Origin of the sequence: Microbacterium sp. NPDC090014, from assembly GCF_044748285.1 — a bacterium.
In the GTDB taxonomy this organism is placed as follows: Bacteria; Actinomycetota; Actinomycetes; order Actinomycetales; family Microbacteriaceae; genus Microbacterium.
The window spans coordinates 599,600-612,986 of record NZ_JBIVFS010000001.1 but is presented as its reverse complement, the minus strand read 5'-3'; the positions used below and the strand labels follow the sequence as shown (position 1 = coordinate 612,986).

General features: G+C 68.0%; 14 protein-coding genes. 12 read left to right on the top strand and 2 right to left on the bottom strand.

Annotated elements, in window-relative coordinates; genetic code table 11:
* Positions 1–45 precede the first annotated feature (45 nt).
* The 4 genes from ACIPV5_RS02995 to ACIPV5_RS02980 all read left to right on the top strand — a co-directional run bounded on the left by ACIPV5_RS02995 (position 46) and on the right by ACIPV5_RS02980 (position 3,860).
* On the top strand, positions 46–963 hold the full coding sequence (locus tag ACIPV5_RS02995) for a hypothetical protein (RefSeq protein ID WP_400339595.1): 918 nt from the start codon (positions 46–48) through the stop codon (positions 961–963).
* Positions 960–1,685 carry a spermidine synthase gene (locus tag ACIPV5_RS02990; protein ID WP_285363645.1) on the top strand — a complete coding sequence of 242 codons (726 nt, stop codon included), beginning with the start codon at positions 960–962 and terminating at the stop codon, positions 1,683–1,685. The genes ACIPV5_RS02995 and ACIPV5_RS02990 overlap by 4 nt, the downstream gene beginning before the upstream one ends.
* On the top strand, positions 1,682–2,524 hold the full coding sequence (locus ACIPV5_RS02985; protein WP_372984821.1) for an SDR family NAD(P)-dependent oxidoreductase: 843 nt from the start codon (positions 1,682–1,684) through the stop codon (positions 2,522–2,524). The genes ACIPV5_RS02990 and ACIPV5_RS02985 overlap by 4 nt, the downstream gene beginning before the upstream one ends.
* A gap of 334 nt (positions 2,525–2,858) precedes the next feature.
* Positions 2,859–3,860, top strand: a complete 1,002-nt coding sequence (locus ACIPV5_RS02980; protein WP_053098377.1) for a magnesium and cobalt transport protein CorA — start codon at positions 2,859–2,861, stop codon at positions 3,858–3,860.
* 12 nt (positions 3,861–3,872) lie between these two features.
* Here the strand turns inward: ACIPV5_RS02980 and ACIPV5_RS02975 are convergent, their stop codons facing one another.
* Positions 3,873–4,406 (bottom strand): hypothetical protein, encoded by a 534-nt coding sequence (locus tag ACIPV5_RS02975; protein WP_053098376.1) that lies wholly within the window; start codon positions 4,404–4,406, stop codon positions 3,873–3,875.
* 41 nt (positions 4,407–4,447) lie between these two features.
* On the opposite strand from ACIPV5_RS02975, the gene ACIPV5_RS02970 reads away from it, so the two are divergent.
* From ACIPV5_RS02970 to ACIPV5_RS02935, 8 genes are all read left to right on the top strand, one after another.
* A complete protein-coding gene (locus ACIPV5_RS02970) occupies positions 4,448–5,179 on the top strand; it encodes an SGNH/GDSL hydrolase family protein (protein ID WP_400339591.1) in 732 nt (243 codons plus the stop codon).
* Positions 5,180–5,275: 96 nt separating this feature from the next.
* On the top strand, positions 5,276–6,016 hold the full coding sequence (locus ACIPV5_RS02965) for a Type 1 glutamine amidotransferase-like domain-containing protein (RefSeq protein WP_400339588.1): 741 nt from the start codon (positions 5,276–5,278) through the stop codon (positions 6,014–6,016).
* Positions 6,013–7,368 (top strand): anaerobic C4-dicarboxylate transporter family protein, encoded by a 1,356-nt coding sequence (locus ACIPV5_RS02960; RefSeq protein ID WP_072590470.1) that lies wholly within the window; start codon positions 6,013–6,015, stop codon positions 7,366–7,368. The genes ACIPV5_RS02965 and ACIPV5_RS02960 overlap by 4 nt, the downstream gene beginning before the upstream one ends.
* A gap of 17 nt (positions 7,369–7,385) precedes the next feature.
* Entirely contained in the window at positions 7,386–8,702 is a 1,317-nt protein-coding gene (locus tag ACIPV5_RS02955; protein WP_072590469.1) for a threonine/serine exporter ThrE family protein, read from the top strand.
* 206 nt (positions 8,703–8,908) lie between these two features.
* A complete protein-coding gene (locus ACIPV5_RS02950; protein WP_053098373.1) occupies positions 8,909–9,268 on the top strand; it encodes a PadR family transcriptional regulator in 360 nt (119 codons plus the stop codon).
* A gap of 1 nt (position 9,269) precedes the next feature.
* Entirely contained in the window at positions 9,270–9,641 is a 372-nt protein-coding gene (locus tag ACIPV5_RS02945; protein ID WP_053098372.1) for a DUF1048 domain-containing protein, read from the top strand.
* Positions 9,638–10,423 carry an ABC transporter ATP-binding protein gene (locus tag ACIPV5_RS02940; protein ID WP_400339584.1) on the top strand — a complete coding sequence of 262 codons (786 nt, stop codon included), beginning with the start codon at positions 9,638–9,640 and terminating at the stop codon, positions 10,421–10,423. Before ACIPV5_RS02945 ends, ACIPV5_RS02940 begins: the two co-directional genes overlap by 4 nt.
* The gene (locus ACIPV5_RS02935) at positions 10,420–11,187 is read left to right on the top strand and encodes an ABC transporter permease (protein ID WP_053098370.1); all 768 of its coding nucleotides are present in this window, start codon (positions 10,420–10,422) and stop codon (positions 11,185–11,187) included. Before ACIPV5_RS02940 ends, ACIPV5_RS02935 begins: the two co-directional genes overlap by 4 nt.
* Before the next feature lie 132 nt (positions 11,188–11,319).
* Here ACIPV5_RS02935 and ACIPV5_RS02930 read toward each other — a convergent pair whose 3' ends face one another.
* Positions 11,320–13,344, bottom strand: a complete 2,025-nt coding sequence (locus ACIPV5_RS02930) for a PQQ-binding-like beta-propeller repeat protein (protein WP_400339580.1) — start codon at positions 13,342–13,344, stop codon at positions 11,320–11,322.
* Positions 13,345–13,387 lie beyond the last annotated feature (43 nt).

Genomic DNA, 13,387 nt, shown 5'->3' with positions numbered 1-13,387 from the left:
GATACCCACACCGCCACACAGCCCGAGAAGTAGGCTGAGGGCATCATGGACGAGTTCATCCAGGGCTTCTGGAACTTCGCGGGGCACTACTGGTGGCTCGTCTTCCCCATCATGGGCATGGCCGGCGGCGCCGCGAAGGCGTGGGAGCGCAACTCGAAGCGTCGCCACGAACGTCGCATCGAGACCCTGCGACTGAAGGCCGAGATCAAGACGGCTCAGCTCGAAGCCCGCACCGGACGGGCGAGGCAGGCGGGACCGGCGTTCGTCGACACTCGTGCTTCCGTCGCACCGAACACCCTGCTCGAGCGGCTCTTCTCCGAGCACGACGAGATCACCGCGCGGTGGCTCGACTACGAGCTCGACGTCGCGAAGCTCATCGCCTTCCCCGCCATGAGCGACGGACGCCAGCCTCTGGTCGCGGCGTTCCTGCGGGCCAAGAGGACGGCGGATGCGCTGCGCCCGCTCTCCGCTGACGCAGCCGTGACGGAGCAGCAGGTGTCGGAGTACCTCGACGCCGTCGGTGCGTACGCCGTCGCATTCGAGATCGCCGAGAAGGATGCCCGGCGGCTGCGCGACTCGACCTTCACCGAACCCGAGCGCAAGCGCCTCGACCGCGCGCAGCAGCTGCTCAAGGTCGCCGTCGACGAGTCAGCCACCCAGGCCGAGCGCAACGTCGCCTACCGACGAGTGCGCGACGAGCTCGAGGGCCTGATCCTGCTGAGCGACGAGGCCGTGCAGGTGCTCGAGAAGCAGGTCGCACGCGAGCTCCCCGCACATCCGTCGACGGGCACCGTCACGGATGCCGCATCGACGACGCGCGCCCGCGCCGGGGCCGCCTCCGATCCGGAGCCCGAGAAGATCCGGCTGCCGTCGCCGACGACAGCTCCCGACTCCCCGGCCCGGACTGACGCGTCTGCACCCCTGCGCGCGAACACGAACGACGACAGCGAGAATCCCCGATGATCACGAGATTCGAAGAGCTCGACTGGCAGGAGACCCCGATCGGCGAGCTGACGCTGCGTCGCCGCACCGAACCCGCTGTCGGCCAGGAGATCTACGAGGTCAAGCTCGGCGACGAATACCTGATGTCGAGCCTGTTCACGGTGGCGGAGGAGGAGCTCTCGAATCTCGGCCTGGCCGCTGTCGCCGGCGACGACCTCTCCGTGCTGGTCGGCGGCCTGGGGCTCGGATACACGGCGGTCGCGGCGCTGCGCGACGACCGGGTGGCGTCGCTCACCGTGGTCGACCGGCTCGGCGCTGTGATCGGATGGCACCGACGGAAGCTGCTGCCCGTGTCGGCGGAACTCGTCGACGACCCGCGCACGAGCCTGGTCGAGGACGACTTCTTCGCCGTGGTCCGCGCAGCGCCCCCGGAGGGCCACCGCGGCTACTCCGCGATCCTGCTCGATGTCGACCACTCGCCGCGCCACCAGCTCGACCCCACGCACGCCGACCTCTATACCGCGGCCGGCCTGCGCGCACTCGACCGGCACCTCGCCTCCGGTGGCGTCTTCGCACTGTGGTCGGATGATCCGCCCGACGATGCCTTCATGGACGAGATGCGTGCCGTGTTCGACGACGCCGTCGCCCACGTGGTCGACTTCGCGAACGCGGTCACCGGGGGGACGTCGTCCAACACCGTGTACGTCGGGCGCAGCCGCGGCGCGGCGGAGCCGACGTCGTGACCCCGAAGACGGTGGTCCTCACCGGCGCATCCGACGGGATCGGTGCGGCATCGGCACGCCAGCTCGCGGCATCCGGCCACCGACTCATCGTCGTCGGACGATCGGTCGAGAAGACACGCGCTGTCGCCGCGGACACCGGGGCCGAGTGGTTCACCGCCGACTTCGCGCGACTCGACGACGTGCGCGAGCTCGCGACGAAGATCGCGGATGCTGTGGGCGACGGCGGCATCGACGTGCTCGCGAACAACGCCGGCGGCATCTTCGGCGATCAGACCCCGACGGTCGACGGCTTCGAGAAGACGCTGCAGGTGAATCACCTGGCGCCGTTCCTGCTGACGAACCTGCTGCTGCCGCAGCTGCGCACCGGTCGCGCGGCGATCATCAACACCTCGAGCGTCGCGCACCGGCTGTTCGCCAAGCTCGACATCGACGACCTCGACAACCGCAAGGACTTCAGCGCGAACCGCGCCTACGGCGATGCGAAGCTCGCGAACGTGCTGTTCACGAAGAGCCTGCACACGAAGTTCCACGGCGAGGGACTCAGCTCGGTCGCCTTCCACCCCGGCACCGTGCAGACCAACTTCGCCTCGGACTCGAACACGCTCATGCGGTTCGTCTACCGCACCCCGCTCAAGCGCCTGCTGCTCATCAGCAGCGAGAAGGGCGGCAGCACGCTCAGCTGGTTCGTCGAAGGCACCCCGGATGACACCTGGATCTCGGGCGAGTACTACGACGAGCGCGTTCTGACCCGGCGGGTGAACCCGATGATCGAGGATGCCGCACTGGCCGAGGCCCTGTGGCAGAAGAGCGCCGAACTCGTCGGGATCGACGCCGCCTGACCGCATCCTGATCGCCGGTCGTTCCCCCGCTGTGTTGCGACCGGAACCACGAGCGCACGCAGCCGGACGGGTGGATCGACCCCCAGCAGGCAGGAGTATGCTGGCACACCGGGTCACATGACCCCTTCAGAGCGCGAGAGGCGGTGATGGCGATGTCCGGTGATAGTTGCGACGCCGCCTTCGTTGCGTCGCGTCTGACGGCATCCGTGCGTTGAGCTCCGGCTCCGCACCTGCACGTCCTGCTCCGCAGCCGTCGGCGGCGTCTTCCGCCCCCTGACGAATACTGCGCACGCCCCCTCTGACCCGGCGTGCGCCTGCGAGAACGGAGCCAGCCATGGCCCTCATCGACAACGGCGTGTACGTCCACGGACGTCGCGTGGAGACCCCGAAGAACCTCGACGAGACCTACCGGTCGCTCGATGCCCACGGCGGCATCGCCTGGATCGGCCTCTACCGACCGAGCCCTCAGGAGGTCGCCTCGGTCGCGCGCGAGTTCGACCTGCATCCGCTCGCCGTCGAGGATGCCCTCTCTGGTCACCAGCGGTCGAAGGTCGAGCGCTACGGTGACACGCTCTTCGCCGTGCTGCGCCCCGCCCGTTATCGCGACGAGCAGGAGTCGATCGAGTTCGGCGAGCTGCACCTGTTCGTCGGCCCCGACTTCGTGGTGACCATCCGGCACGCCGAGTCGCCCGACCTCGTGGGCGTGCGTCGTCGCATGGAGGCGCACCCCGACCTGCTCGCGATGGGCCCCGAGGCCGTGTTCTACGCGATCCTCGACGAGGTCGTCGACGGCTATGAGCCCATCGTCACGGGGCTGCTGAATGACATCGACGAGATCGAGGACCAGCTCTTCGGCGACAGCGACGACGACGCCCTCTCGCGGCGCATCTACGAGCTCTCGCGGGAGGTCATCAACTTCCAGCGCGCGGTGCACCCCCTCGCCGGGATGCTGGAATGGTTGCGCCGCGGATCCGAGAAGTACCGCATCGATGAAGAGCTGCAGCGCTCACTCCGCGACGTGCTCGACCACGTCATCCGCGTGAATGAGCGGGTCGACTCGTTCCGCGCGATCCTCGAGAACGCCCTCACGGTGCAGTCGGCTCTCGTCGCACGCCGGCAGTCGGATGCGAGCCTCGCCCAGAACGACGAGATCAAGAAGATCTCGTCGTGGGCGGCGATCATCTTCGCGCCCACCCTCGTCGGCACGGTCTACGGCATGAACTTCGACGTCATGCCCGAGCTGCACTGGGCGCACGGCTATCCGATGGCGATCGGCGCGATGGCCGCCTTCGCGGTCGCCCTCTACGGGGTGTTCAAGTACAAGAAGTGGCTGTGACCCGCGGCGGGCTCAGCGGTCGTCGCCGCTGAGCCTGTCGAGCAGCTCGTCGAGATCGTCGAACTCCAGGACCTCGACGTCAGCGGCATCCCGGTCGCGCACCTCGATGTTCGCGACTTCGAGGTCGTCGTCGAGCTGCACCAGGATCCGTGAGTCCGGGAACTGCTTGGGCGCATCGAAGGCGATCAGCACGGCATCGGCGAACACCACCACCGAGGTGGCTTCGAGATCGTCGCGCAGGTCGACCTGCTCGATCACCGGCTCGTCGTCGACGGCCTCGTCGATGTCGTCGGCGACCTCGTCGATCACCGCCCGCCACCGGGTCTCGGACACCGACAGGATGCGGGTGATCGCCGCGATCAGCGCGTCGTCGTCGAGGGTCTCCTCGTCGTCCTCCAGCTCGGGGTCGACGTTGACGGTGACGACCGCGCCGGCGGCATCGATGGTGGCCCGTCCGTAGACGAGACCGTTCTCGGCGACCGGATCATCGAGCAGTCCGCTGTCGACGATGCGGGCGAGGAGAGTGTCGAGCAGTGGGGAGGACATGGCACCAGTCTTCCACTCTCGCCGCCGCTAGGCTCTAGGGCGTGCCGAATGCTGACTCCCCCGCCTCCGCCGCATCCGACCTCCGCCGCATCGCGGCCTCCCTCGCCGGAGCCGAGCCGCTGAACTGGGTCATCACCGGAGACTCGATCACGCACGGGCTGCTGCACACGCAGGGCGGGCGCAGCTACTCCGAACATCTGCACGAGCTGATCCGCGGCGAGCTCGGGCGTGTGCGCGACATCGTGATCAACACCGCGATCAGCGGCAACCGGATCATCGACATCCTCGACGACTGGGACCGCCGCGTCGCGTCATGGCGACCCGATCTCGTGACGCTGATGATCGGCACGAACGATGCCTCCGACGGCGGGCCCCGTGTCGTCATCGGAGCCGACGACTACGCCAGCTCACTGCGCGAGTTCGTCGCGCGGGTCAGGGCGCTGGGGGCCATCCCCGTGCTGCAGACCCCGCCGACCATCGACACGGCGAACGCGCCCGAACGCGCCCGGATCGCCGAGTTCGCGGATGCCGTGCGCACCGTCGCGGCATCCGAGGACGTGATCCTCGTCGACCAGCACGCGCGCTTCATCGAGCTGGGCAACGGCGGTGTTCCGTGGGGGCTGATGGGCGACCCGTTCCATCCGAACGCCGCCGGTCACGCCGCGCTGGCTCTCGAACTCGCGAACGCCCTCGACATCTGCCCGCAGCCCGAGGCCGATCGCACCCTGCCGCTGCTCGAGGCGCAGGTCGCGATGGCGCGCCTGAACGGCTGATCGCGGCGGTCGCCCCGCCCGGGTGAGATCACCCCCCGCAGCGCCCCGAACCCCAATACGCTGAGCGCATTCGCAGACGACAGCGGGGGTGGCGACGTGTCTCATGTGGTGGCGACGGGCGCAGGCAAGGCCATGATGGAGCGTCGGAACGATCCGACGCACGACTACATCCTCGGGCTCACCCGCAAGGAGAGACCTCGAGTGCTGTTCGTCGGCACGGCGACGGGCGATGACGCGGCATACATCGTGAGCTTCTACGCGACGTACGACTCGGACCGCTGCGCACCGCATCATCTGCCCCTCTTCCACCGATCGATCGACGACCTCGCCGGTTTCGTGAAGGGGTTCGACGTCATCCATGTCGGCGGCGGCAACACCGCGAACATGCTCGACGTCTGGAAACGCCAGGGCCTCGACGAGATCATGCGCGAGATGTGGGAGGACCCGAACTCGAACGTCGTGTTCACCGGAGGCAGCGCCGGCGGCATCTGCTGGTTCGAGGGCGGCACGACCGACAGCTACGGTCCGACCCTGCAGGTGCTGCCCGAGGGGCTCGGATTCCTGCACGGCAGCTTCTGTCCGCACTACGACGCCGAGGATCAGCGGCGACCGCTCTTCCACGCGTCGCTGCTCAGCGGTGAGCTCGCGACCGGATACGCGGTCGGCAACCTGCAGTCGCTGCACTTCGAGAACTCCGACTTCGTCACGGCGATCAGCCCGGTCGAGAACCCGCTCGCGCTGCGCGTCGAGGCGATCGGCGGCAGGATCGTCGAGACCGAGCTCGCGACCGAGATCCTCACTGCATCCGCCCCGATCACGAAAGGGCCGTCGACGTGAACGACAACGTGTGGATCCTGATCGCCCAACTGATCGTCGTCATCCTCGCGATCTACATGGGCACCCGCACCAGCGGGATCGGCCTGGGCGTGTGGGGACTCGTCGGCGTCGCCGTGCTCATCTTCGTGTTCGGAGAGGCTCCCGGCAACGCCCCGGTGGATGCCGTCTTCATCGTCATCACGGTGATCACGGCCGCATCCACCATGCAGGCGGCCGGCGGCATCGACTGGATGGTGTCTATCGCCGCCAAGGTGATCAGACGCAAGCCGAAGTCCGTGGTCTTCCTCGCCCCGGCGATGTCGTTCCTCTTCACGGTCGGCGCCGGCACGGGCAATATCTTCTACCCGCTGCTGCCGGTGATCTACGACGTGTCGTACCAGCAGAAGATCCGCCCCGAACGAGCGCTCTCCGTCTCGGCGGTCGCGTCGCAGGTCGGCATCCTCTGCTCCCCCGTCTCGGCGGCGACCGCGTCGATGGTGGTGCTCCTCGCGCCGCAGGGAGTCGATCTCGGCGGACTGCTGCTGATCATGTGGCCCGCGTCGATCGCCGGGCTCTTCGTCGCCGCGCTCGTCATGATGCGCCACGGCAAGGACCTCGAAGACGACCCCGAGTTCCAGCGGCGCCTCGAGAGCCACCAGATCCAGCCGCCCACGGTCGACGCGCACGACAGCAGGCTTCCGCGCACCGCAGTGCTGTCTGCCACGCTCTTCCTGATCGGCGTCGGCGTCATCGTGCTCTTCGGGCTCTTCGAGGGGCTGCGTCCCGTGATCGGCACCGACGACGCCGGCGACCCGGTGCGTCTGAGCGTGACCGTGATCATCGAGGTCGTGATGGGTGTCATCGCCGCTCTCATCTTCGTGTTCTGCAAGGTCAAGGCTGCGGATGTGCCGAAGCAGCCGACGTTCCCCGCCGGCATCGTCGGCGCGATCGCCCTGTTCGGCATCGCGTGGCTCGCCAACACCTTCGTCGCCGCCAACCAGACGCTGATCGTCGACGGCCTCGGCTCGGTGGTGTCGGGATCGTCGGCGTTCCTCGGAGCGCTGCTGTTCGCCCTCGCGCTGTTCGCTGTCGCGATGCTGACCACGAGCCAATCGAGCGCGACCAACGCGATCGTCCCGATCGGCATCACCATCGGGCTGCCCGCACCGCTGCTCGTCGGGCTGTGGCCGTCGACCATGGGCATCTACACGCTGCCGGCCAACGGCAGTCAGGTCGCCACCGTCGCATTCGACCAGACCGGCACGACGAAGATGGGCAGGTTCGTCTTCGACCACTCGTTCCAGCTGCCCAACCTCGTCTACATCGGCGTCGCGATCGTCGTCGGCGTGACCCTGTCGTTCCTGTTCTCGTGACGTGAGCGCGCGCTGACATGCCGGACGTGCTCGACCGCTCGGCCCTGCGCCAGTTCCTTCTGGGAGTGGCGCAGGGCATGAACGCCTCGGCCGAGTCGGTCGACCGCATCCGCGACACGATGACAGAGGTCGTCGAGGCCTATGGCGGCGACGACACCGACTTCGTCGTGCTGCCGACCATCATCCTGGTGGAGACCGGCGACGACGAGGAGTCGCGAGTCGCGATCCGGTCGGCGACCAATGCCTCGTTCCGCTTCGACCAGATCGCGGCACTGTACGAGCTGATCGCGCAGGCGCGCACCGCCTCGGTGTCGCCGCTCGACGGCATCCGTCGCCTGAACGAGATCGGGGCGATGCGTCCACGGCTGGGCTGGGTCACCCGCACGTTCGGGCATGCCGTGCTGACGACCGGCTTGGCGCTGCTGCTCGCCCCCACCTGGCAGGGCGCGATCGTCGCCTTCGTGCTGGGTGCGGGCATCGGGCTGCTCAAGCTCGTGCGCTCGCCCACCCTGCAGCTCGTGATGCCGATCGCCGCGGCGTTCGTGTGCGCCGCCGCGGTGTTCCTGCTCGCCGAGGTCATCGAGATCGGCGATCCGATCCGGCTGCTCATCGCCCCGCTGGTCACCTTCCTGCCCGGAGGCGTGCTGACGACCGCGACCGTCGAGCTCGCGGCGGGGCAGATGATCTCGGGCGCCTCGCGTCTGATCTACGGCTTCGTGCAGCTCGCCCTGCTGGCATTCGGCATCCTGGCGGCAGGCACCGTCGTGGGTGTCGAATCGCGCTCCTACGAGCCGCTCGAAGCGGCATCCTTCCTACCGTGGTGGGTCGCGCTGATCGGCATCCTGGTGTTCGCGCTCGGCAACTATCTGCACTTCTCGGCCCCCACCTCGACATTCGGGTGGGTGCTGCTGGCGCTCGTCGTGGCGTACATCGGACAGTGGGTCGGCACCGCGCTGCTCGGCGCGACCCTGGGCGGATTCGTCGGGGCCGTGGCGATGGCACTCGTGGTGTTCTGGATCGCCTCGCTGCGCCGCGGCGTCCCGGCGCAGATCACGTTCCTTCCCGCGTTCTGGCTGCTCGTCCCGGGCGCTGCGGGACTCGTCGGACTCACCGAGGCCGTCGCCACCGACAGCGGCCTCGCCGACTTCATGGCGGCGCTGCTGTCGATCATGTCGATCGCGCTCGGAGTGCTCATCGGCACCGCGCTGTATCGGGTGGTGCACCACGGGGCCGAGGAGATCGTGCAGTTCGCCGTCGCTCCGCCCACGGTGGTGTCCGAGGCGCCGCGGCGGTTCCTCGACCGGCTGCTGCCCTGGCGGCGCGCTCGCGACTGAGCCGCGCTCGCGACTGAGCCCGGCCGCGGATCGCTCAGCCACCCGGGCGGCAGCAGCCCGCGCAGCACGAAGCGCGACCGTCAACGCGGCCACCGGGAGGCTTCCGAGAAAGTTCAGTATTCGGTGTTGCTAAGTACCGGTACTCAGTGTTACTTTGTACCGGTACCCAGCATCACTGAGTACCGAACCAACGAAAGGAGGCTCTCATGGGCAAGCAGATGACCGAGATGCTCAAGGGCACACTCGAGGGCATCGTCCTGGCACTCCTCGCCGAGCAGCCGGCTTACGGCTACGAGATCACCAGCCGCGTGCGCGATCACGGATTCACCGACATCGCCGAGGGCACGATCTACGCACTGCTCGTGCGCGTCGAGCAGAAGAAGCTCGTCGACGTCGAGAAGGTCCCGAGCGAGAAGGGACCGCCCCGCAAGGTGTACTCCCTGAACGCCGCAGGCACGCAGGAGCTCGAGGAGTTCTGGAAGACGTGGAGCTTCCTCTCCGAGCACATCGAACAGCTGAACACGAACAGCACGAACAGCACGAACACGAACAACAAGGAGAACTGACATGGCCGCCAAGTGGATCGAAGCGCTCACCGGATCGCTCGAGCAGAAGAAGCAGTACCGCGATGCGAAGAAGCGCATCGACGCCCTCCCCGAGCCGTATCGCACGGTCGCCAACGCCCAGCACCGCTACACGATGTACTACGGGGGCATCACCGACGGCGACATCCTCGTGCAGATCTTCCTCGACCTCGCCGATCTGTGGGAGCGCGCCGCCATCGACGGCACCCCGATCGACGACATCGTCGGCGACGACCCCGTCTCGTTCGCCGAGACCTACGCCGAGGCGTACGGCGGAACCCACTGGATCGACAAGGAGCGCGCCCGCCTCGTCACGGCGGTCGACGACGCGAAGAAGAAGGAGTCACGATCATGAACGCACCAGCGATCGCCGTTCGCGGCATCGAGAAGTCCTACAAGGACCTCCACGTGCTGCGAGGCGTCGACTTCGAGGTCGAGAATGGGACGATCTTCGCCCTCCTCGGCTCGAACGGCGCCGGCAAGACGACGATGGTCCGCATCCTCTCGACGCTGCTGAAGTCGGATGCCGGCGCAGCCACCGTGCAGGGGATCGACGTGGCCGCCGACCCCCTCGGCGTCCGTCAGCGCATCAGCCTCACCGGTCAGTTCGCCGCAGTGGACGAGATCCTCACCGGACGCGAGAACCTCGTGCTCGTCGCCCAGCTGCGCCACCTGCCCGACCCCGGAACGGTGGCCGACGAACTGCTCGCGACGTTCCGGCTGACGGATGCCGGGGGCCGCAAGGTCGGCACCTACTCCGGCGGTATGCGCCGCCGACTCGACATCGCGATGAGCCTCGTCGGGAATCCCGAGGTGATCTACCTCGACGAGCCGACCACCGGTCTCGACCCCGAGGCCCGCATCGAGGTGTGGGACGTGGTGAAGAAGCTCGCGAACACCGGCACCACCGTGCTGCTCACCACGCAGTACCTCGACGAGGCCGAGCAGCTGGCCGACCGCATCGCGATCCTGCACGAGGGTCGGATCATCGCAAACGGCACCCTCGCCGACCTCAAGCGGCTGCTGCCCGCGGCGAAGGTGGAATACGTCGAGAAGCAGCCCACCCTCGAGGAGATCTTCCTCACTCTCATCGGACCGAAGTCGGGTTCGACCACCGGAAAGGAGAACGCAGCATGAGCACGCACTTCGCCGCCGATACGGCGACACTCACCGGCCGCTCGATGCGGCACATCTTCCGCAGCCCCGACACGATCATCACGACGGCGGTCACCCCGATCGCCCTGATGCTGCTGTTCGTCTACGTCTTCGGCGGGGCTCTGCAGACGAGCACCGGAGTCGACAACTACGTGAACTATCTGCTTCCGGGCATCCTGCTGATCGCGATCGCGTCCGGCATCGCCTATACGGCGTTCCGGCTCTTCACCGACATGCAGAGCGGCATCTTCGAGCGCTTCCACTCCATGCCGATCGCCAGATCGAGCGTGCTGTGGGCGCACGTGCTCACATCACTCACCGCGAACGCCATCACCCTCGCGATCATCTTCGCGGTCGGGTTCGTGATGGGATTCCGCACCGGGGCGAGTGTCTGGGCCTGGCTCGCCGTCATCGGCATCCTGATGCTGTTCACCCTGGCGCTCACGTGGCTCGCGATCATCGCGGGGCTCAACGCCAAGACGGTCGACGGGGCGAGCGCGTTCTCGTATCCGCTGATCTTCCTGCCGTTCATCAGCTCGGCCTTCGTGCCGACCGACACGATGCCGGGTCCGGTGCAGTGGTTCGCCGAGAACCAGCCGGTCACCTCGATCGTCGACACCATCCAGGCGCTGTTCGCCGAGCAGCCGGTCGGCACCGACATCTGGGTCGCTCTCGCCTGGTGCGTCGGCATCCTGGTCGTCGCCTACGTGTTCGCGATCATCTCGTACCGCAAGAAGGTCAGTTGAACGTCTGCAGTGAGACGGAACGCTCCGTCCGGGCCCCGCGCCCGGCCGGGGCGTTTCGCCGCGCTCGGCGTCGGCTGATCGGCTTCGCCTCCTGACTCCGCACTGCCGTTCCCCGAACACGGGCGGGCGACGTCAGTGCCGCGGCCGATCATCGACCTTGACCAGCGTGCGTCCGCGGAGGGTGAACACCGCGCCGTCCTCATCGACGTTGAGATGGGGTCCGCTGTACCAGCCGCCATTGATGCCCGGCACGACCGTCGTCACCTCGAAGGTGCGAGGGTCGATGCGGAACAGGTTCGTGTCCGAGACGCCGTAGACCACGCCGCGGGCCGCCTTCATCGCCGCGAATCCGGGCACGAGGGCCGCGAGGTCTCCGGTGTGGACGATCGCCCGCCGCGGGCGATCGATCACCACCAGCGCACCCTTGATCGAGAGCGCGAAAAGGTACCGCCCGTGAGCGGCGAGCGCGGCGATGCCGTGAGGCGCGCCCGTCTCAATCCGCCAGAGCTCACGGTGCGCCAGCGGGTCCCACGCGACGATCGTCCCGCGTGGCCCCGTCTTCTGCGCGTTGTCGCCGCCGAGATACGCGACACCGTCGACCGCGACGACCGCGCGCACCAGCTGCATGTCGTCGATCGGATTGATCGCATGCGTGCTCGCGCCCGTCCGGGGGTCGAACGTCCATAGCGAGCCACCGCCCTCGGTATCCGCCTGGGCGGCGACGAGGAGCAGCCGATTACTGTCGTCCCAGTGGGTGTCGAGGGGGCGATTCTGGGCTGACGGGAACGCCGCGACACGGTGGATCGGCTCCCCGGTCCGCGGGTCGTAGGCCCAGATCCCCTGGGCGTTGTACTGCCCCGTGTAGAGCACGCCGCCGATGACCTCGGCATCCTTCGCCTCTCCCGGCGCGCGCAGATTCACCGCGCCGCCTCGGCGCAGATCGTGCCGCGCGATGCCCCCGTTGCCTCCCACGTAGGCGAACCCGGCACCGACGGCGATTCCCATGCAGGTCTGCGCGCTCACCGGGGCGCCCGCCTCGCCCAGGTCGTACTCGGCGCGCACAGCGCCGTCGAGCTCGAGAGCGGCGACGAAACCGTAGCCCGAGACGACGACGAGTCCATCGTCGTGCACGTCGAGTCCCCAGATCTCGCCCAGGTCGACGGGCACCGGAAGCTGATGCACCGCATCCTCGCCCGGCGTCCACCGCAGCACCCCCGCGTCGTTCGCGCAGTAGACGTCGCCGCCCGCAACGGCGAAGTTCTTCGCCGTCGTCCCGATCGCCGTCACCGCGCGGTACGAGGTGTGATCGGCGAGAGAGATCTCCGCGATCTTCGTGGGCTCCACCGAGCCCGCCGTCGACGCCAGCAGCCGGTCCCCGGCGATCGTGAGCTCGCGGATGCTGGGGTCGTTCACCATCTCCGTCGGCGTGATGTCCGTGAAGGTCGCCGCCCTGCGGTCGAAGGCGTAGAGCGCTGCCCTGCTCGTTCCGGAACCTCCCCCGAGCGTGCTTCCGGCCCCGAAGAACACCGTCTGATCGGTCGCCGCGACGGCGCGCGCGAGCGTTGCCTTGGCGTCGGGCACGCCGAGGTTCGTGATCGATCCCGTCAACGGGTCGTACTGCCACAGCGCCGGAGCACCTGTGCCACCGCCGCCGACTGCGAACAGGGTGCCGTCCGGCGCGACGGCGAGGTCGCGCACGTCGCGGTCGCCGATACGGCCGATCGCCACAGCGGGAGCGGCGAGATCGGTCAGATCCCAGCGATAGAGGTTGTTCGCGCTGGGGGCTTTCTGCAGGATGCCGGCATAGAGCAGCTTTCGCGCCGGATCCACCGTCAGCGCCTGAATACTGTGCCCGGTCGCGAGCGTCGTCGAGTGAGTCACAGCGGCGGAGGCGACGTCGAAGGCCAGGATCCCCGTCGGCTCGAGGTTGCGGGATCCGATGTAGCAGATGCCGTCGAGCAGCACTCCGCTCATCAGGGAGTACTGCATGATGCCCGGCCCGATCTCGGTGATCGTGGTGCCTGCGCGCCCCGCCGGGAAGAGGGTCGGGGAGGCCTGCGCAGACTGCGCGGAGCCGACGCCGGCGGCCGCGGCGAGCAGCCCTCCGGCCCCGGCGAGCAGGACTGTGCGGCGGGTCAGCTTCAGGGGTTCGGACATGGGGACTCCTTGCGTTCGTCGTCGAATGTCGGGGAGGAGGCGC